The sequence below is a fragment of the Candidatus Avedoeria danica genome, from assembly GCA_016703025.1.
In the GTDB taxonomy this organism is placed as follows: Bacteria; Chloroflexota; Anaerolineae; order Epilineales; family Epilineaceae; genus Avedoeria; species Avedoeria danica.
Genome location: JADJCV010000001.1, coordinates 190360 through 211424, shown reverse-complemented (window position 1 = coordinate 211424; position 21065 = coordinate 190360). Strand labels below are relative to the sequence as shown.

The following is a 21065-nucleotide window of genomic DNA, read 5'->3' as shown; positions in this document are numbered from 1 at the left end:
CCTGGCGCACTCACGGATTCGGCCTGGCCGCTCGCTACCCATGCGACGGCGAACGCATGCAGTCACCCTTGAAACGAAAGCGAATGGCCCCGCCCGTGGAGCGGGCGGGGCCATTGCGTGGTGCCGCGGGGCGATGCGCCTACGGGCAGGTCGTGCAGCACACGGTGTAATCCACGTGCTTCGGGCCGGCGCCGGGATAGCCGCCCGTGAGGTTGATCCAGCGCAGCGTGAACGTCGACGGCGGGCGCGCCGTCAGGCAGTCCAGCGATAGCTGCCACTTTTGGGTCGACCACGGAACCACCCGCTGCATCGCGTGGACTCCGGTGGGTAGGACGACCCACATGTTGGCGATCTGTCCGTCGCAGGCATCGACCGTGACGTCGAGACTGTAGAGCGCCCCCGCGTTGGGATCGCACGCCAGTGCCGGCAACGTGCCCGCCACCGTCCACTCGCACCACGATGAAGCGCAGGAGTTCGTCGGCGTGCACGCCCGGTCGGCCGAGATCGTCGCGCACGACGGTGGCGGGGGCGTGGTCGGTACCGGGGTGGTCGGTACCGGTGTCGTTGGCACCGCGGTGGTGGGCGCCGGCGTCGTCGGGCACGGGGAGCATGTGCAGTGTCGGGCGGCGATGTCCGCGAACTTGTCCGCGATGCCCTGCACGGTGTTGGACGCAAACGCGTAGTCCGAGGGCCGCGTCGACAGCGACTGCATCATCGCAACGCCGCCGCCGCCGGTGCCGTTCGAGCCGTAGGCCACGGTGTAGATCCGCGTGCCGCTCGCCTTGATCGCATCGGCGGCCTGAAGGAGGGCGGCCGGATCGCCGTTGTGCTCACCGTCGCTGAGCAGGATGATGACCGGCAGCGCCGTCCGGTTCCCCTGGCTGTCCTTGCGGCCGTTCGTATCCAGCTCGTCCTGCGCGGCCTCGAGGCCGACAACGAGATCCGTGCCGAGGCCGGTGCCGCGGCCGATGTTCCCGAGCAGCGCATCGAGCTGCGAGCGCGGATCGATCAAGTGCACCTGATCCACCACGGCATCGTCGAACGTCACCACGGCCGCACGATTCAAGCTGTCCGTTTCACCCACGTTCAGCTGGTCGAGGAGGTCGATGCCCGACTGCCCGATCAGGTCGAGATCGGCGGTGCTCATCGACAGCGACACATCGATCACGAGCACGAGGTCGAGCGCGCACGGCTTGACGAGGCGCGTCGTCTCGGTGTCGGACCGCTCCTCACCGCCGTCCCAATTCACGTAGGCGGTGTTGAATATGTCCAGCCCGTCACCCTCCGGCAGCGGCGGATCGCTGACGGGGACGACATCATCTTTCACCTGGACGTCGATCGTGATCAACAGCGATCGACCGCCCTTGATCTCGGCAAACGAGCACGAGATCGACGGGGTCCCGATGTCGATCGCACAGATCGCGCTTGGATCCGTCGTCGTCATGCCGATGTACGTGAGCTGGGACGGGAGGACATCGTTCACCGTGACGTTGCGGGCGTCCTCGGTGCCGTTGTTCGTCACCTTGATCTTGTAGCTGAACTCTTCGCCTTCGGCCACGGGGTCGAACAGGTCCGACTTGTCGATCGCCAGGTTGGCTTCGCTCGGCTGTTCGAACACCGTGAACACATGGTCCTCGACCTCGCCGGACAGCACGGTGATGCACTCCGGATCGCGCGCGCTGCTCACCGTCTCGTCCGGGGCGACGAACCGGAAGCGCGCGTACGTCGGGCCGACGACGGCATCGCACGGCACGGTGATGTCCAACACATGCTCGCCCGCAGTGAGCGCCTGGTTGAGCACCACGCGCTCGGGCGAGGCGTTCGCAAACGTGGTGTCGCCGTTGAAGTTGAACCAGGCCGAGAGTGTGCCCGCGCTAGCGGCGATCACCTTGACCTTGCCGGGCTGCCCGCCGTTCTTGCAGGCCTTGATGAGGGGCTCCTCGAGCTCGACCCCATCCTCGTCGTCCGTCGCCATCAAGTCGTCGCCGTCGGCGCCGGCGTTCGGGTGGGCGAACGGCTCGGTGTCCACCGGCCCGTTGCCCAGGTGGAGGTTGCCGACGACGTGGTGGCGCGGACCGCCCTGCCACCAAACCGCGTTGTTGCTCACCGGGCTGTCGGCGAAGTCCCATGCGCTGCCGGCAACGAGCGGCGTCTCGCGCTCGGCGTGGTTGTTCGGCAGGTAGTTCTCGGACTCGGCGATCGAGACGTCGGCGATCGACCGCATGCTGTTGCAGCCCAGCTTTCCGGTGAGGTTCAGCACAACGTTGTACCGGATCTGCGGCATCGGCAGCGGTGATGGCAGGTCGGAAAGCGCACACGTGAGGATGCGCGTGGTGGTGTTCATCGTGCAGGCGACCGTCGCGCCCGTCGGCCCTGACGTGAGGGCGGCGCTCACGAACTCCGCGCCCGGCTGAAGCTGCTGCCGGACCACGACGTTCGTCGCCGCGGCATAGCCCTTGTTGTCCACCAGCATGCCGTAGGTAAACGGCTGGCCGACGATCGCCGGGTCCCGGCTGACCGACTCGAAGTAGACGCCCACGTCCGGGCGGGCCTCGATGATGTCGATGCTGTGGTCCTCGACCTCGCCGTCCTCGGCCGGCGTCGCCGGATCGTTCAGCGGCTGGCTGGACAACCGGATTCGCATGTAGCTGAACTTGAAGTTGGGATCCTGCCAATCGTGGCAACCGGACGGATCGGTGCGGCACTCGGCCGGGTCGTAGGTGATGGCCGCATCGCTCGGCACGGTGAAGGTGAAGCCGGACCTGCCGCCTGTCGTCGGGACGTTGTTGGCCACGCGCTCTGAGCCGTTGTCCCACGTGCCGTCCAGGTTGAAGTCGATCCAGGCGTTGAGGAGGCCGGAGCCTTGCACATACGTCTCGTACGTGTTCTCGCGGCCGCGAATCACGACGTGGTGGTTGACACCGGGCGGTGGGTATGCGAACGGCACGGCGTCTTCGTCGCTCACGACGTTACCTGGGGCGTTGGGGTCCGGAATGCCCACCTTGTCGTCACCGACCGCCAGCTTGCCATCAAGACCGGTCCGAACGATCGACCCCACATCCTCGGTGTCGACGCGCGTGGCAAGCGTCAGTGTCGGCTGCAAGGTTGCTCCGGAGGCGTAGACCTTGTGCTCGGTCTGAGGAAAGGACAGCGGTGCGTCGCCGTGATCGAGGCCGATCGTCACCGACGAGCCGCCGCCGCTCCCGCCACCTTCCGAGAACATCCCGGCATCCCAGCGCGCGCTGTGCCACTCCGGAGCGCCGCTGGAGAGATAGAACGTCGGCGTCCGTCCGGTCGAGGGATCGGGGTCGCTGTCCAACAAGTCGTCCGCGGCGTCCTTGGGCGACAGCATGTAGCCGGCCGGGCGCGTGAACTGCAGGTAGTACGTGCCGACGGAGGCATCCAGCCAATAGTTGCCGTCCGCGTTCGTCCGACACTGTCCGGCCTGCTGCGTGCCCTGGCCTGTGCGGAAGAGCTTGACGGTGACGTTGGGCAACCCGACCTCGCCCGCGTCCTGAATGCCGTCCTGATCCTGATCGAGCCAGACCCGGTCGCCGATGATGTAGTGTCGGCCGCCGCCGAACGCGCACACCGGAATCTGAGCACGGGTGACTTGGGTCTGCCAGTTTGCGCCGGCAAGGCTGAGGACGAGTGCGGCGGCAAGTGCCAGACCGCGCGGTGGGCAACGATGGAGCAACCCCCTCAGAAGGGGTGGCCCAGCGATACCCTTGGACAATCGATCGTTCCTGAAAAAGCCGAACATGTGAACCTCCGTCATGGTCGTTTCTCGGCCGCCGTAAGGCGCCAGGGCACGCGGGCGAGGTAGGCGGCGGGACCACCAGCCATCGTCCTTCGGTCCTGGTTTGTGGTGTGTAATGCGATCAGCGGCTGCACGCGCTGTCCGTTGACAACGCGGCACCAGACTACGGCCCGGGGCGTTGCCGGACCGTCACTCGCGCGTTACAGCGCCGTTACATGCCCTGTGAGCGTCCGCCATTCGTGCCAGGCAGGGCCTTCGAGCATCGCACAACAGAAGGGCAGCCGGATCGAGCGATCCGGCTGCCCAGTGACCTACGCCGCGTAAACGCGCGCCGATCGCGCGTTGTGCGTCCGAAGGGGCTACGGTGAGAGGCTTGGGCAGGACAAGGCCTCATCACAGCAGCGGAACTCGACGACCATGCTCTCGATCTGCCACGCCACCGCCGGATCGTCGATACGCGCCGTCCACTACGTCACGCCCAGGTCACAGTCGGTGGTGATCGACCAGTAGTGCCCTGTAGAGTCGTACGTGAGATCCAACGTGACACCTGGCCCGCCGGGCACTTCGCCATCCACGACGAGTGTGCCTGGGGCGGTGCTGCAGTTCAGGAACGGATGACTTGGACAGGTCGCGTTGACGCGAATGAACGCGCGGAACGACGTGCAGTCACCCAGGATCTCTGTGCGCACCGGTACCGTGACGCAGTTTGGGCTCACGCAGGGCGACTGGCCGTGGGTGCTCGACGAGCTGATGGCGCAGCACGCTGCCTGCGTGGGCAGCGGCGGAGCCTCCTGGACACACATCGCGATGGCCTCCGGCGACAGCGGCTCCGGCTCCGGCGTCACTTCGACGACCGGGTTTTCGGGGCACGTCTCCAACGGCGCCGCGATCTTGTCCGCGGAGCAACAGTGCGCGCGCGCCTCCCCTTCCGGGCTGTGCACGCATTCTGGTCCGGACCGTGTCGGAATCGGGGGAGACACCTGGGGCGTGCGCCCGGCATTGCCGATCCACGTCCTCGCACGCCGCCGCGTTGTCGGTCAGCGACCAGTTGACCGCCTCGATGATGTTGCAGGCGGAACCGGGATCGTTGAGATAGCCGAGGTTCGTCGTCATGACGAATTCATGCCCCGTCTGTTCGCGAACGATCGTTCCGTCGACGGTGAAGTCGCCGACGATCTTGCATGGATCGAGCGTGACCGAGCCATCCTCGTCAACGACTGCCGGCTCGAACATGACCATGCACCCACCGTTCGTCGACTCCGAGGCTCCGACGCCGGTCTGTCCGGGCAGTCGATGGCGCATCGGCATCATGAAGTCGGTAGGCTGGGATCCCGGGTGACTGGCGAAGAAATTGCGGATGGCGTTGGCCTGGCACGGTACGCATTCCATCTGCGATGTGTCCAGCAGGACCTGGAACATGTCCTTCCCGCCGCGCGGCTCCGTGTTGCCCCACAGGAGCAGATCACGGTCGTCGCGGCCGATGGACAACAACTGGGGTCTCCGCCAGCTGCAGGTCGGGTCGCCACACGTCCATAGCCAGTAGTAGTCGACGCACTCGGTCTCGCCGCCGACCGTGCGTGTCAACGGGAAGCCGCCCGGCGCTCCGGGCTGGTTGTACAGGGACACGCCACGAAACGCGCAGTACTGGGGATCCGACCACCAATTCAGCGCCCGGAAGCCGGGTCGCTGCCCATAGTCCAGCGGATACCATTGTCGCCAGTCCAGCGTGCCGGTCTGCTCACAGGACGGCGGTTCTGCGGTTGCGGGGGGTGGCGCCGGCGTGCACGTGTTGCAGGTTGGGGTGGCCAGGGGTGAGCAGCAGCACTCGGGATCGACCGAAGCCTCGTACACAGCAACCCTCACCTGGCCCTTGAACGCCTCGACCCGCCACGCCGTGCAAGGCGTCTCGTTCTCGCACGTGGACGTGCCCTCCCACCAGAAACCCGGCGGGTTCCCGTTTGGATCCGGCTGGAGCTGGTAACTCTCACCCGATGTCACGCACGTCACACGAACGGACGTCGCGTCAACGTCACAGACCTTGGCCGTGAACCTAAGGCGTCGCTGGTCTGCATCACACTCGAGCGCGCACAGCGCGGGCATCGCGACCACGACGCCTGACGTCGATTGACATCCGCTCTGGATGTGGCCTCGGCACGCATCCGCCACCGTCGGCGGAGGTGTGGGCGGTGAACAGCAGCACTGGGCAAACACCTCGGCGGACAACACCGGAACATTGGGTATCTGCCCGTCGATGATGATGAACCACTGGCTGCAGCTCTCGGCGCCGCATTCGGTGACGCCCTCCCAGTATTGGTTGTCTGAACTGAACAAATGGACGGGCGGCCCGCCGTTCGCACAGTAGGCCGTAACGCCCGGCACCGGGAAACAGGTCTCGACGATAAACGTGTACCGTACGCCTCCCGCCCCGCACGTCGGACACGAGGACAGGTCGAGCACGATCGGCGATGAAACCCCCATGCAACCGCCGTCGTATCGTGCGCTGCACGGCTGCTCGCCGGAAACGATGTGTTGTTTTGATCCCTCCGCCCAATAGCCGGCGAGTCCGGCGACAATGGTCAGCGTGACGATCAGCGTCTGCACGCGTTGGGCGATCGTCGAGCGGTGTGGCATGACTTACCTCCCATGCAAGTGGCGTTGAAGCTACGGTGTCGCACGTGACACAGGGTGGACACGAGACCTCAGGATCGCCGAGCAGATCGTGGCGGCGAGCGTGCACGCCTGGGTGCAGGAGGCGCCGGTGTGAGCAGGGAGACGAGATGGTTCATGGCGTGCAGTCGACTCGCGGAACGCGGCGGCAGACAGGGCCGCCGTATGCCGCCAGTATCTCGATGCGCCGTTGTGCTCGCGTTACACTGCGTGATACCACTTTGTGCGATCGCGCTCGTCGGCACCCACGCCATGTCATGGCGTGTGCACCCTAGTACTCCACCACTGTGGATTCTAGGGGTTCCCTACTCTGGTGGCCGCCACGAGCATGTTCAGTGGTGGAGTACTAGTACCCTGCCCCTGCAGGATCTCTGGCCGTCGCGGCGGTCGTGGCAGCGGGTCTCTTCAAAGCAAAGTGCCTTGCGCTACTGACTGAATCCGTTCCCATCAGCATCCGCAACTCGCCGACGTCAGCCGAATCACGCATCCGAGTGTGTAGAGCGCAATGGGTCACAGTCCCTGACCCATTGGCACCCGCAGCCCCTCCACTCCCGCCGTCTCCACCGCCTCGGCATACCCCGCATCCGCGTGCCGCAGCACCCCGAGCGCCGGATCGTTCGTCAGCACGTTCCGCAGCCGCACCGCCGCCTCGGCCGTCCCATCGGCCACCGTCACCTGCCCGCTGTGCTGGCTGAAGCCGATGCCGACGCCGCCGCCGTGGTGGAAGCTGACCCACGTCGCGCCGCTGGCCACGGCCGTCATCGCGTTCAGCAGCGGCCAGTCGCTGACGGCGTCCGTGCCGTCCAGCATCGCCTCGGTCTCGCGGCGCGGGCTGGCCACCGAGCCGGTGTCGAGGTGGTCGCGGCCGATGACGATGGGCGCACGCAATCGACCATCCGCGACGGCGGCGTTGAACGCGAGGCCCGCCTTGGCGCGCTCACCCTGGCCGAGCCAGCAGATACGCGCCGGCAGTCCCTGGAACGCGATCCGCTCGCGGGCCAGCTTGAGCCAGCGCTGCAGGCCCTCGTCGTCCGGGAAGAGGTCGGCGACGATGGCGTCCGTCGTGTAGATGTCCTCCGGATCGCCGGACAGCGCGACCCAGCGGAACGGGCCACGGCCGCGGCAGAACTGCGGGCGGATGAACGCCGGGACGAAGCCCGGGAAGCTAAACGCATCCGCCACGCCGGCGTCGAACGCACGCTGGCGCAGGTTGTTGCCGTAGTCGAAGACGATGGCTCCCGCGGCCTGGAACCCCAGCATCGCCCGGACGTGCTCCGCCATGCTGGCCATCGACTCGCGCTCGTAGCCGGCAGGGTCATCGCGCCGCAGCGCGTCCGCGTGCTCGACGCTCAGGTGGTGCGGGACGTACATCGACACGTCGTGCGCCGGCGTCTGATCCGTCACGATGTCGATCTTCACGCCCGACCGCAGGATCGTGTGCAGCGCCTCGCACGCGTTGCCGAGCAGGCCGATGGACAGCGCCTGCCCCGCGTCGCGCGCCCGCTGCGCCTGGTCAAGCGCGTCCTCGACATCGGCCGTCCAGACATCCAGGTAGCGCGTCTCGATCCGCCGCTCGATCCGGTGCCGGTCCACCTCGACGACGATCGCCACGCCGTCGTTCATCGTCACCGCCAGCGGCTGCGCACCGCCCATCCCGCCCAGGCCCGCCGTGAGCGTGATCGTCCCCTTGAGCGACCCGCCGAAGTGCTGCCGCCCGCACTCGGCCAGCGTCTCGTACGTCCCCTGGACGATCCCCTGCGTGCCGATATAGATCCACGACCCTGCCGTCATCTGCCCGTACATCATCAGCCCGCGCGCGGCGAGGTCGTCGAAGTGCGCCTGCGTCGCCCAGTGCGGCACCAAGTTCGAGTTCGCGATGAGGACCCGCGGGGCATCCCGGTGCGTCGTCAGGACGCCGACGGGCTTGCCGGACTGGACGAGCAGCGTCTCGTCGTCGCCCAGCCGCTCGAGCTCACGGACGATCGCGTCGAACGCCTCCCACGACCGCGCCGCCTGCCCGCGGCCGCCGTAGACCACGAGGCGGTCCGGGTCCTCGGCCACCTCGGGGTCGAGGTTGTTCATGAGCATGCGCAGCGCGGCTTCCTGGAGCCAGCCGCGGCAGCGGAGGGTGGTGCCGCGGGGGGGCGCGGACGGGGCGGGGGGTGGGACATGGGCGGACTCCCGGTGGGGCGAAGGAATCGCGATGGTAATCCCAATTCCACGCGCGCGCCATCGCGCTGTTCGGCGGCCGTGGGCCGGCCGTCAGTTGGGGCTCGTCGGCCGGACCGTCCGTCAGGCGGCGGCATAAAGACGGACGGCTACTCGGCCGACGCCACCTCGACCCGACCGAGCATCGCCGTGCCGTGGACGATCAGGTCAACCGACGCCTCGCCCCCTGCACCGGTCGCCGCGCCCGCGGCATCTCCTCCGTACGCGCCGTCGTCACCCCGCCCATCCCACGCCTTCCCGAGCACCGGCAACACCCGCAGGTCCACCACCCAGTCGTCCGGAACCGTGAACGCCGCACGGCCGGCGATAACAAGCACGTCCACGACGATCGGCTCCGTCCCCTCGCCGCTTCGCGGAAGTCGAACCGGCAGTCGCCCGCGATCGCGATCACCTCGCCCGTCCGAAGGTGCTGGCCCGTCGTCCGGCGGTGGACCTGCGACAGGAACGCGAACGCACCGACGTGTTCGGCGGCGGTCGTCGGAGCGTCGTAGCCGTCCGCACCGCCGGCCTTCCGTCGCAGCTCGGTGGTGCGATGGAACATCCACGCGCCCAGCAGGATCAGGATCACCGGCCAGGCGTCCCAGAAGGAGTAGGACCACCAGCCGATCGCATTGAACAGCAGCCAGATGCCGGCGACGGCCAGGATGATCCCGGTCGCGCGGCTGTCGGTGCCGGGCTGGAGCCAGACGACGACGCCGAGGAGGATCACCGCCACGGGCCACATCGCCCAGCCCGAGCGGGCGTCCAGCAGGCCGAGGCCGTCGGCGAGGAAGATGGCGCCGCCGAAGAACGCCAGGACGCCGAGGAGGAGCGCGGGGGGGACGAGCGGCTTCGCGTCGGCGGCCATCGTGGCCTCGCGCGCTTCGGCGGCCATCACGAATCCCCCTGCGCCGGCGACGTCGACACCCGCCAGGGCGCACCGTCGCCGCGCCGGCCGTCGACGATCGCCTGGAAGATCAGCGCCAAGCCGACGAGCGTCACGAGCAGCGGCCACGAGTTCAGGAAATCGAACCGCCAGATCCCATAGGCGCTGATCGCCGACCAGATGCCGATCACGAGGACGAAGATGCTCGGCGATCGACCGTCGTACGGGGCAAAGAGGTCGCGAAACCCGTAGCCGATGACGACGATCGTGAGCAGGCGCGCCACGTCCGCCGGCGCCAGGATGAACCCGGCCACGCCGAGCACGATGAGCACCAGGGCGCCGGTCTCGCTGCCGATGCCGCGAAAGCTTGTGGACATGCCCGCCCCCTATTCGTCAGCCGGCGGTTCGGCGACAGCCGGCTCGGCAGCCGGCGGGTTCGGACCGCACAGCACTTCCAACTCGATGATCTTGCGCCGCTGACCGTCATCGTAGGCCCCGCCGATGATCCCGTTGCCCCGCGGACCGGCCTCGAAGCGATGGCCGTCGTTCGAGTTCCCGGTGACGCGCGTGTCGAACTTGAAGAGGCCGCGCATCTTGTCCGTCCGGTAGCCGACCTTGTCCACGTCGAACGCGCGACTGCCCGTGTAGAACACCTCCGGCCGCTCGGCCAGCGGCGAGAGCAGCGCGTAGAGGGTCGGGACCGCCCCGTTGTGCAGGAACGGCGGCGACGCCCAGATGCCGTTCAGCGGGCGTGCGGCGTAGCGCGCCGCCACGATCGCGCCCGGCGAGAGGTAGCCGTTCCAGAAGTCACGGTCGATCTTGCCGTCCTTGAGGAGCCCGTCGATGGGGCTCCCGTCGGCATCTCGGAGAGTCCGCGGCAGCGTGTCGGCGTAGGCCGCCACGCCCTCGGCCGCGATCCGCGCATCGGCCCAGTCGTAGTAGCCTTCGCTGATGGCGATCGTCACCTTCTGCAGCCCGACGCCGGCCGGCATGACCCGCTCGGGGTACTGGCGCTTCTCCACCGGAACGTCGCGCGTCGACTCGGCGCTGAACTTCGGGATCTTGGGCAGGAGGATGTGCTTCGTGTCGACGATGTTGCGGGCGAAGTTCGCCGCTTGCCCGGGGTCGGTGCCGATCGTGCCGAGATCCACGGTCCCAAGGCTCAGGAACCACTCCTGCTGCGGCCACGGCCCGGCCGCCAGGTCCTCGATCATGCCGTCCGCGTTGTTGGAGACCCAGTTGCCCGACCCGCCAGAGTCCGGTCGCGTTCCGTCCTCGCGCAGCGGGGGCAGAAGGTCGGATCGGGGCACCAGCTTGCCCGCCGCGTCGCGCTCGACGAGTTCCGCGATCGGTGGCATGTGGCAATGGGCGCACCGCTGCTCGTAGAGCGCCTTGCCGTCGCGCGCGTCCGGCCATTCGATCGAGCCGAACAACGCCTCCGGCCAGATCGGCGAGCGCAACCCGCTGAAGTAGTCGTCCTGTTCGCCGCGCAACAGGCGCTCGATGGCGAACAGCCCCGGGACGTCGACCGTTGACTGGACCTCGAACAGCCCCTCGTCCCCGGACTCGCCGGGCGCCACCTCCCAGAGCTCGTCCGTCGGCGCAAAGTGGACCTTGGCCCGCACGCCCAGCGCCTCGCCGATGTTGCGCGTCATCGGCTGCTCGATCGAGCCGTTGAACTGGGACCAGTCGAAGTACGGGGCGTCCCACAGCGCCGGGAACTTCACCGGCGCGCTGCCGACGACGAGGTTGTCGTCGATCCCCATCTCCGTGCCGAACGTGATGTTCGCGATGCGGGCCAGCGCGTCGGTGCGGCCGAACCCGCCCGGATAGTCGTCGTACAGCCCCTTGCGGGACGCCGTGATCTGCTCAGCGAACTTCTCCTTGATCCAGACGCCGAGGTCGTCGCGCAACGCGTCCCGCTTGTCGTCGAACGTGACGTCGTAGGCTTCGAGCTCCGCTTTGTAGCGCTCGAACTGCTCCTTGAAGTCCGGGCTGCCCGCTGCGGGCGGCTGCGGCTTGCCGAGGACGCGGTCCGCGAAGCGGGTCATCCGAAACGGCAGTCGCTCCGTCAGCAGCACCGCCATGCCGAGGGCGCTCTGGAAGTTCGTCGGGTCCATCAGGCTCGTGCCGCCGTCGATCCGGATCGCGTTGCCCGCGTGGTGCAGCTCGCCGGTGTGACAGGCGGCGCACGTCAAGCCGGCCGTGTCCCGATCGAGGATGCCCGGCAGCGAGAGCGCCTCTACGTCCAGCAGCGTGCGAGAAAAGCCGACCGGCAGGCCGCAGGTGTAGTCGACGTCGTTCGGATCGGCGCTCGGCGTGCAGTCCTTCGGCAGTTCGGGGCGGCCCGGGACCGGCCGGCCGGGCAGGAAGCCGAACTTCCCGACGTAGTCGTCGTCCAGAAACAGGCCGACCTCGCCGACGAACTTGATCTCCGGCTGCTCGAGCGCCATCAGCCACGGGTAAGGCATGAGGACCGAGCCCTGCGAATCGTGGTAGTACAGCATCCGCTCGTCGGGTGTCCAACTCTGGTCCAGAGCGGTCAGCTGGCGACCGTTGTCCTCGGGCAGCTGGGCCGGCGGCAGCGCACAGCCCCCAAGCGCGAACCCGAGAGCGGCGAGGATGCCGACCGCACCGATCGCCTTAGACGTCGTCTTGGAGGTCGTCTTGGAGGTCGTCTTGAAGAGATCCACGCTCATGCTCCCGCCGCCCCCGTGACCGCTGCCTCAGGCAGGTTCAACTTTTCGCGCACGTCCTTTTCCAGGTCCTTCTTGATCCGCTGCGCCTGCACCACGTGCTCGGTGATCAAGCCGAGCACGAGAACGGCGCCGCCCAGCTGCGGCTGGCCGTGTCGCACGAGCAGCAGCCAGAGGATCCCGGCCCCGCCTTCCACCAGCGTGATGAACAGGGCGTTCGGCGACGGGATGTACTCGCCGATCGGCCGGCGCGCGATCAGCGCGAAGTCCCAGGCGTGTTGCAGTTGCTCACCGATCAACAGGACCGCGAAGGACCACGGCCAGCCATACGCGTCGTAGACGAGCACGAACGTGACCCAGATCGTGATCTCGGTCGCACAGATGAGCAACAGCTTCCCGAGAATGTAGGCCTTCGACGGCGGCTTGACGTCTTCTGCGGCCGTTCCGGCGGCGGCGGCGCCGTACTTGAGCTCCATCTTGTGGCGAAAGTAGTTCGCCCACTTCATGACGGCGACACGCTCGGTGATGAACCCGGCCAGCAGGATGACGCAGGCCAGGACTGCGCTGCTCCGGTCGCCCTTGTCCCAGTAGTGAAGCCAGAAATAGAGCCCGATGAACTCGCCGGCGGTGGCGATGAGGTAGGGGAGCCGGTCCTTGACGAAAGTGTCCGGCGGGACTTTCCCGGTGGGCTGCGGCACGGACAAGGCTTCTGTCACTTGGGATCTCCTGGCGGCGGACGGAGAAGGGCACGGACGTTCAAGGCGATTGACGTTGAATCGCCACCAATCGCGGTGAATCACGTTGACTCACCGGCGGCGGAATCTATACCCTTTCGTGCGCCTGCGCCAGCCACACAATCGTAGAATCGGAGACCGCCGCGCAACCGTTGCGCGCTATGATTGCGGCGGCATTCGCGCCTGCATACCACCTGCATACCAGATGAATGGGCGATTCGCCTGATGTTTCTCTGATCGATGTCCACCTCCCACTGGCACGCCAACCTCACCCCACCCGTCGCCCCGCTGGCCGCACTCCCCGGCCACACCGATGTCCTCGTCATCGGCGCCGGCCTCACCGGCACGTGGCTCGCCCTCGCCCTCGCGGAGTCCGGCCGCCCGCCCCTCGTCCTCGAGCGCACGCACTTGGCCGCCGGCGCCTCGGGCCGCAACGGCGGACTGCTCCTGCCCGGCACGGCCGAGCTCTACCCCGCCCTCGTCGCCCGCCACGGCCCCGCCGCCGCCCGCACGCTCTGGGCGTGGGCCGTCGCCGGCGCCGCCGACGTCGTGGCCACGATCCACCGCTACGGCATCGACTGCGATTGGCGGCCGGAGGGCGCGCTGCACGCGGCGGTGAGCGAGGCGGAGGCGGCGCACCTGCGCCACGGCGCCGCGATGCTCGCCGCCGACGGCTTCCCGGGCGAGTGGCTTGCCGCAAGCGATGTCGCCGCCTGGCTCGACGTCCCGCGCCCGGACGACTTCTTCGGCGCCCTCCACCTCCCCGACGGCGGCGCGTTCCACTCCGGCCGCCTCGTCGCCGGCCTCGTCGCGGCGGCCGCATCGCGCGGCGCGAAGTTTGTCGAGGGCGTAGATGTCCGCGGCATCGAAGGCCATACCCTCCAAGGCTCCGACGACAACCACCGCCCCGGTTCACCGATCACCGTCCACACCGACCGCGGCCCGATCACCGCCGAGGTCGTCATCGTCGCCACGAACGCATGGCTGCCCGAGTTGCTGCCGCACCTGCGCGACGCCGTCGTGCCCGTCCGCGGCCAAGTCCTGTCCTCGTCGCCCCTCCCGACGCGCGCCATCCGCGGCGCCTGGAGCCTGAACGACGGTTACGAGTACCTCCAGCAGCTCTCGGACGGCCGCCTCGTCTTCGGCGGGATGCGCTGGGCCGCCCCGGACCGCGAGGTCGGCTCGCCTCACATCGTCCCAACCGTCAACGACGCGATCCACGCCGGCCTCGACCGCTGGCTGGCCGACCACTTCCCGTCGCTCCCGATCACGGTCGAGCGCCGCTGGGCCGGGCCGATGTGCTGGACGGCCGACCGGCTGCCACTCGTCGGGCCGATCTCGCCGCGTCGCGACCGGGCGGGCAACGACGATGACCACGCCGCGGACCCGATGTCCGCCCGCCTCTGGGTCGCCGGCGCCTACAGCGGGCACGGCGTCCCGGTGGCGCCGGCGGCGGCCCGGCTCGTGGCAGCGGGGTTGACGGGGGGCGGCGGCATCGGCGAGGTGGCGGACCGGGTGGATCCGAGCCGGGCGCTGGAAAGGCCGGTGGGGGTGCGAGCGCCGTAGGCACGCCGCGCCGTAGGCACGCCGATCCAGCCCCACGAATCGGTGCACGGTCAAGCCGCGGGCAGGTCGCGCGGCCAAAGCGGAATCTGGCAGCGCATCCGGCACGCCGCGGCTGAACTTTCTTGACACCTGCAAGGAGTCGTGCGAAATTGCCGGCCCGGCCCGGCCCGGCCCGGTCCGGCCCGGCCAGAGGGCCCTCGGATCAGGCGGGGATACAAATCACGTTCGGTCAACGCGCATGAGGAGCACGCTATGGGAGTGGGTCTGCCGCAGGGGCAAGTGGGGCCGCCGCCCCAGCGTCGGAACAACTTGATTATCGTGCTGCTGCTCTTGCTGCTGCTGCTCGGCGGCGCCGGCGCGGCGTGGTTCGTGCTGCGCGGCGACGGCTCCGGCTCCGGCTGGCGCTGGCCGAGGGCGAGGTCTTCATGGAGCCCGCGGCCGCCGTCGGCCCGGATCCCTTCAGCGCGCAGCCGTTGGCGCCGCCGCCGGATCCCTTGATCGCGCAGCCCGCCATCCAGGCGCCGACGCGCATCGCGGCGCCGCAGCAGGCGGCCATTCAGGCCAGCAGCGGCGCCCAGCCCGGCCTCTACGGCGGCACCCAAAGCGACAAGGCCTGCAACCAGGCGCAGATGATCGCCTTCCTCGGGGCCAACCCCGACAAGGCCGCCGCCTGGGTCGCCGCGCAGAACGCCGACCCGTCGCTGCGCTGGTCCGGGCCGTCCGGGTCCACTGCGCTCACCGTCGCGGACATCCCCGCTTACATCGGCGCCCTCACGCCGCTGGTGCTCATCGCCGACACGCGCGTGACGAACCACGGCTACGTCGCCGCGAAGGCCACGCCGCGCCAGTCGGTCATGCAGAAGGGCTCGGCGGTCCTCGTCGACACCTACGGCGTGCCCCGGGCGCGCTGCTACTGCGGCAACCCGCTCCTCCCGCCCGTGCCCGCCAAGGTACAGGTGACGTACGTCGGGAGCTCCTGGCCCGGCTTCGACCCCGGTGCCGTGGGCGTCGTGAGCCCGGCGCCGCAGCCGGTCAAGCAGTTCGAGGTCCGCATGCCCGACGGCACTCTGAAGACGATCACCGTGGGCGCGCCCGCGCCCGCGGCTTCCCCCGTCGCCGGCGCGACCGGCACCAGCTCCTCGCCGACCGCCGCCCAGCCGACCCTGGCGACCACCGCCATCGCGACCACCACCGCGCTGGTGCCTGCCACGGCCACCGTGTTGGTGCCTGCAACGGCAACCGTGTTGGTGCCCGCAACGGCGACCGTGTTGGTGCCCGCAACGGCGACGGTGCCGGCCGCGTCGGCGGCGCCCACCTCCGCGCCAGTGCCCGCAACGGCGACGCCCTGTACGGGCACCGCCAACACCGGTGGCGCTACGACCACCATCCAGTTCGTCAACAACCGGAGCGAGCCGGTTGAGTTGTACTACATCTCAGATGCTGCCTCCGGCTGCCGCGAAGACCTTGCGGGCTATACGCTGCAGCCCGGCGACGTGGACTCCGGCACCGTCAACCCCGGGGACCTCTTCCGCGCGAAGACCCTCGCGGGGGTGACCGTGGCCGAGTATCGCGTGCCCGACGGAGGCGGCACGTTCGACATCCGCTGAGCGCTCGCTCGATCGCTTGGCAGCGGGTTGGAGGAGACACGACTTCGGTCCCAACGCGGAGGAGATACGCGACGCATGGATTCGACCCAGACGCCCAACCCGGGCCAGCCTTCCGGCCCGCCGCCCGGCTCGTGGGGCCCACCACCGCGCCAGTCCAGCAATTGGCCTGTGGTGCTGCTGGCCGGCATCTTGATGCTGGTTCTCGGCGGCGGCGGCATGTGGTTCTTCCTTCAGCGCGGCGGCAGCGATGTGCCGGCGGCGGCACCGGAAGCGGCCGCGCCGGCCGTCGCGCCGACCCAGGCCGCGCCGGCGGCGGCCACCGCGCCGACGGGCTACCAGGGACAGCTCGTGATGGACCCGCTCCGGCGAATCTCCATGGCCGCTCCGCCCGCGGGCTGGCAGTTCGAGAGCGATCACGGGGCGAATGGGTCCTTCGCATTCGAGCTCTTGCGGCTTGCGCCGGACCTCGCCGTCGGCAAGCAGGAAGGAACCTCTGCCCAAGCCTACTTCGTCGCGGGTCAGTACTGGCCGACCAAGAGCGGAGGAGCGCTGGATCTGCCGGCGATCTGGGACAGCCTCAAGCCAACGGACTGCGCGACGGTCGAGAGCCCAGAACCGCACAGCCATCCGCGTCATGGCTCGGGCCAGGTCCGCCGCAGCTCCGGTTGCGGCGTGGCGAGCATCGAGCGCCGGGAGTACATCTTCCCGCAAGCTGCGGGGACGGCCGTCTACCACATCGCGGAAATCACCAGCGAAGCGGATCGCGCGTACTCCGCCACGGTGCTGGACACGCTCGAGGTCAAGCCTCCCCCGCCGTTCCCGGCGGCCGTCACGGATTGCTCGCCGGATACCGGCTCGACCACGCTCCCGTTCGTCTTGGTCAACCAAACGGCGGCACCGGTTCTGGTGTACTGGGTGGGCTATGACTGCGCGCTCGAGCTGTACGGCATCGTCGAAGCCGGCGAGACGTTGGACGACTGGACCGCGTACGTCCAGCACCGCTGGCTGGCGACCTCGTTCGATGGGGCGACCCTCGCCACGCATGTGATTCCCGCCGGAGGCGGCACCTGGACCATCGGCCCGTAAGGAACGTAGCGCCGGAACCCGCCCGGCGCTACGTCGAGGACGTGGCGGACACCACCAGCCGGAGCCCGAGGTGGTTGCGGCGGACATGAAACTCCGCCACGACACAGCGCGACGTTTCGCAGTCGACCAAGCCAATGTTCCACGCACCGGCGCCGTCGGCCAGCGCGACCGGTCAACCCCTGCTACAATCCCCCCGCAGCCCCACACGCTGCCCCCTGCCGGTCCCGCGCAGCCCGGATGCGCGCGGGGAGCGGGCTCGCCCGCCCAGGGGAAGCCGGTGCAAGTCCGGCGCTGACGCGCAACGGTAACCGCACGACCGACGACGACATCGAAACGGTCCGCGGAAGCCCGATCGCCTACCGGCAGAGGTTCCGTCCGATGGTGGGCCCCCGCGCTCGGGGCACCGGACGTGACCGCGCCCCACGCGCTCGCGCCCCTCCCGACGCCGCCCGCCCCGTCGCGTCAAACGGAGGGACCTGTGCACGTACCTCGCCGCCGCCATCCGATCCCGCAATCGATCCCGCGACGGTTCCTGCGATCGGGCCTGCGATCGGGCCTGCGACCCATCTTGCGGCCGATCGTCGTTGCCGCGACGCTCCTGTCGCTCGTGGGCATCGGACTGGGCGCGGGCGCCCCGTCGATGCTCGCCCAACCCGCCCCGTTCTTCCTCGGCACCGCCGACGTCATCGTCGACTTCGACGACGGCCGCGTCGCCGTCCACCGGATCGCGTTCGCCGAGGGTCCGACCGGCGAGGTGCTGCTGCGGAGCGCGGGCGTCGACGCCCAGCTCAGCGGCGGCGCCGTCTGCCGCATCGGCGGCGTCGGCTGCCCGCTGTCCAACTGCTTCTGCGGCCCGTACTGGGCGTACCACTGGCGCGCCGACGACGGCACGTGGGCCTACGCCGCCACCGGCGCGCCCGCGCGCACCTTGAAGGCCGGCGACGTCGACGCCTGGGTTTGGCGCGGCGCCCGCGCGCCCATCACGGCCACGGCGCAGCAGCGTACGGTCTGGCTCGGCGCCCGCTGGCTGGGCGATCAGCAGCTCCCCAACGGCGATTATCCGTCGCCCGGCCTGGCCGTGGAGGCGATTCTGGCGGCGCGGGCAGCGGGGGCGGATCCGGCGCTTTGGGTGAAGGGCGGGCGCAGCGTCGTGGACTACCTCGTCGACAACCTGTACGACTACAGCCGGCCCAGCGCCGCGCAGGCCGGCAAGGGCTTGGTGGGCATCGCCGCCGCCGGCCTCGAGACGGACGAGTTGGGCGGCTTTCATCCCGGCGCGAACCTGTCGCAGTTCTACGATCCGGCGACCGGCCGGTACGGCCTCTCGACGTGGGAGCAGGCCTGGGCGATGCTCGGCCTCGTCGCCGCCAACGGTCCGCACGGCCAGGCATCGCCGCTCGCGCGCCAGGCGCTCATCGGCGGCGCCGCCCCGACCGGCGGCTGGAGCTCCATGCTCGGCGAAGCCGAAGCGGAAACGGACGCGACCGGCCTGGCGATCCAGGCGCTCGTCGCCGCCGGCGAGCCGGTGACGTCCACGGCCATCGTGCGGGCCCTCGCCTACCTCGACACGGCCCAGCGCGCCGACGGCGGCTTCGGGCACGACGGCCACCACGAGACGACGAACGCGAACAGCACGGCCTACGCGCTGCAGGCGTTGTACGCCGCCGGCGAGGCGCCGACCGACGCGCGCTGGACGTCGACCGAAGGACACACGGCCGTCGACTACTTGATGGGCCTCCAGCGTCCCGACGGCGCCATCGAGTTCGACGCCGCGGCCGCCGGCAACGTCCTCATCGCCACCGGCCAGGCGATCCCGGCGCTCGGTGGTCGTTCGCTGGCGATCGCCGGCCGCGGTGTCGCCGCCGATCGTGCGCTTGACTGGCTGAACACTGCCCGCAGCGACGACGGCGCCTTTGCCGCCGGCGCCGCGAACCCGGGTGCGACGATCGACGCCGCCCTCGCCGCCATGGCCCACGGCGGTTGGCGCGACGGGCCGGCAGGCAGCGATGCCCGGACGGTCACCGACTACCTCGCGTCCGTCGCCGCCGACTACGGCGCCCGCGGCCCGAGCGCCGCCGGCAAGCTGCTCGCCGGCATCGCCGCCCTCGGCGCCGACCCGCGCGCCTTCGGCGGAATCGACGTCGTCGCCGTGCTCACCGCGCACCTCGACCCTGCGACCGGCGCCTTCGGCGACGGCAGCCCGTGGAACCAGGCGTGGGCGATCCTCGGCCTGTCCGCCATCGACGCCGCCGTGCCGGCCAAGGCCGTCGACGCGCTGCGCGCCGCCGCCTCGCCCGCCGGCGGCTGGGGATTCGAGTCCAAGGCCGCCACGCCCGACGCCGACTCGACCGGCCTGGCGCTCCAGGCGCTCGGCGCGGTCGGCCTGAACGCCGACGACCACGTCGTCGCAGACGGCATCGCCTTCCTCCGGAACACCCAAAACGCCACCGGCGGCTGGCCGGGCTACGGCCCGCCCGACGGCCTGAGCATCGACAGCACGTCGGCGGCGGTGCTCGGCCTCGTCGCCGTCGGCCAGTTTGTCGACCGCACCGCGTGGTACCACCCCAGCGCCGCCCACCCGCTCGGCCTCGGCCCGCTCGACGCCCTCGCCGCCCAGCCCTCGCCGTCCGGCGCCTTCCCCGGCTTCAGCGGTCCTGACGATGTCGCGGCCTCCGCCGCCGCACTGCGCGCCCTCGTCGCGCGCGTCGGGCCGCCACGGGCGCATGGGTCGATCCATCTGCCGTACGCCAGCTTGCCGCGGCGGTGAATGTGCCCGCCGACGGGGGAGCGACGGCCGGCGACAAGGGCGCACAGCCGTGCGCCCTTGTCCGCGCATCGTGTGGAAACGACGTGATCAGATGGCGGTGGATCCGCATTGTCCTGGTCGTTGGTCTCGTTGTCGGCGTCGCGCTCGACCCGCCCCCCACCACCGCCCAGCCCCCGAACCGCGCCGGCCTCGTCATCCAGCTCGGCGACGGCTCCGTCCGCACGTACTGCATCGCCTTCCCGGAGCCGACCATCACGGGCGACGCGCTCCTCCGCCGCTCCGGCCTCGAGGTGCGCGCCGACGTCAGCGCGCTCGGGACGACGGTCTGCCGGATCGACGAGACCGGCTGCGACCACCCGCGCGAGGCGTGCTGGTGCCGCTGCCGGACGCTCGGTGCCGGCTGCACGTACTGGGGCTACAACACGCTGGAGGACGATCGATGGTCCTTCAGCGTCCTCGGCGCCGCCGCCCGCGTCGTCCGCGACGGCGATGTCGACGGCTGGGCGTGGGGCCAGGGCGCGATCGTGGCCGGCGCGGCGCCGCCGGTGATGACGTTCGACGAGCTTTGTGCGTCGCCGCCCGCATCGCCGTCGATCCACCCGCCCGCCCTCGACCCCACCGCCAACCCCCCGGCCGGGGCACGGCGCGGCCGTGCCCTTCCCTCGCCAACCGGCAGCGCACCAACCCACAACATCGCACCCGCCGCCTCGAAGCCCGCCGATTCGTTCCCAACCGATGCCTCACCGAACGGCCCCGCGCCCGCTGCCGCCCGACCTCCGGCCGTCCCGCCCTCCGGCCTCGCCCCCACCGATCCCGCGCCACCGGACACCGCGCCGCGCCACAGCGCGCCCCGCGATCACGCGCCCATCAACGAGCGGCCCGCCCGCCGCCCGGCCCGGGGCATCGGACCCACCGCGCCGGCCGGCACGACGCAGCCGCCTGCCGCGCCCGCACGGACCGACGGGCGGGCCGCGGACCGCGTCGCGCTGGCGGCATATGTCGGCCTCGTCGTCGCCTTGGCCGCCACCGGACTGTGGCTGCGACGCGCGCGCTGAGCCGGGGCGCGCTGACGTCGTGCGATCCGAACG

Annotated in this window: 12 protein-coding genes and 1 riboswitch; of the genes, 5 read left to right on the top strand and 7 right to left on the bottom strand. The window is 69.9% G+C overall.

Annotation, left to right across the window (positions count from 1 at the left end; all coding sequences use genetic code 11):
- Positions 1 to 139 precede the first annotated feature (139 nt).
- The 7 genes from IPG72_00820 to IPG72_00790 form a co-directional block, all read right to left on the bottom strand.
- Positions 140 to 3697, bottom strand: coding sequence for a VWA domain-containing protein (locus tag IPG72_00820; GenBank protein ID MBK6767586.1), 3558 nt, complete (start codon positions 3695 to 3697; stop codon positions 140 to 142).
- Positions 3698 to 4426: 729 nt separating this feature from the next.
- Entirely contained in the window at positions 4427 to 6391 is a 1965-nt protein-coding gene (locus tag IPG72_00815; GenBank protein ID MBK6767585.1) for a hypothetical protein, read from the bottom strand.
- 546 nt (positions 6392 to 6937) lie between these two features.
- Complete coding sequence (gene hutU / locus IPG72_00810) at positions 6938 to 8626, bottom strand: urocanate hydratase (GenBank protein ID MBK6767584.1); 1689 nt, start codon at positions 8624 to 8626, stop codon at positions 6938 to 6940.
- A gap of 172 nt (positions 8627 to 8798) precedes the next feature.
- On the bottom strand, positions 8799 to 9530 hold the full coding sequence (locus IPG72_00805; protein MBK6767583.1) for a hypothetical protein: 732 nt from the start codon (positions 9528 to 9530) through the stop codon (positions 8799 to 8801).
- A complete protein-coding gene (locus IPG72_00800; GenBank protein MBK6767582.1) occupies positions 9530 to 9898 on the bottom strand; it encodes a hypothetical protein in 369 nt (122 codons plus the stop codon). Before IPG72_00800 ends, IPG72_00805 begins: the two co-directional genes overlap by 1 nt.
- 9 nt (positions 9899 to 9907) lie before the next feature.
- A complete protein-coding gene (locus tag IPG72_00795) occupies positions 9908 to 12220 on the bottom strand; it encodes a cytochrome c (GenBank protein MBK6767581.1) in 2313 nt (770 codons plus the stop codon).
- A complete protein-coding gene (locus IPG72_00790) occupies positions 12217 to 12933 on the bottom strand; it encodes a hypothetical protein (GenBank protein ID MBK6767580.1) in 717 nt (238 codons plus the stop codon). Before IPG72_00790 ends, IPG72_00795 begins: the two co-directional genes overlap by 4 nt.
- 258 nt (positions 12934 to 13191) lie before the next feature.
- Between IPG72_00790 and IPG72_00785 the strand changes: the two genes are divergently transcribed.
- The 5 genes from IPG72_00785 (at position 13192) to IPG72_00765 (ending at position 21032) form a co-directional block, all read left to right on the top strand.
- Positions 13192 to 14517, top strand: coding sequence for an FAD-binding oxidoreductase (locus IPG72_00785; protein ID MBK6767579.1), 1326 nt, complete (start codon positions 13192 to 13194; stop codon positions 14515 to 14517).
- A gap of 362 nt (positions 14518 to 14879) precedes the next feature.
- Positions 14880 to 16124 carry a hypothetical protein gene (locus tag IPG72_00780; protein MBK6767578.1) on the top strand — a complete coding sequence of 415 codons (1245 nt, stop codon included), beginning with the start codon at positions 14880 to 14882 and terminating at the stop codon, positions 16122 to 16124.
- A 75-nt stretch (positions 16125 to 16199) separates the two neighbouring features.
- Positions 16200 to 17210, top strand: coding sequence for a hypothetical protein (locus tag IPG72_00775; protein ID MBK6767577.1), 1011 nt, complete (start codon positions 16200 to 16202; stop codon positions 17208 to 17210).
- Positions 17211 to 17478: 268 nt separating this feature from the next.
- Positions 17479 to 17567: riboswitch (cobalamin riboswitch) on the top strand.
- A 211-nt stretch (positions 17568 to 17778) separates the two neighbouring features.
- Positions 17779 to 19977 carry a hypothetical protein gene (locus tag IPG72_00770; GenBank protein ID MBK6767576.1) on the top strand — a complete coding sequence of 733 codons (2199 nt, stop codon included), beginning with the start codon at positions 17779 to 17781 and terminating at the stop codon, positions 19975 to 19977.
- Positions 19978 to 20060: 83 nt separating this feature from the next.
- Positions 20061 to 21032 carry a hypothetical protein gene (locus IPG72_00765; protein MBK6767575.1) on the top strand — a complete coding sequence of 324 codons (972 nt, stop codon included), beginning with the start codon at positions 20061 to 20063 and terminating at the stop codon, positions 21030 to 21032.
- Positions 21033 to 21065 lie beyond the last annotated feature (33 nt).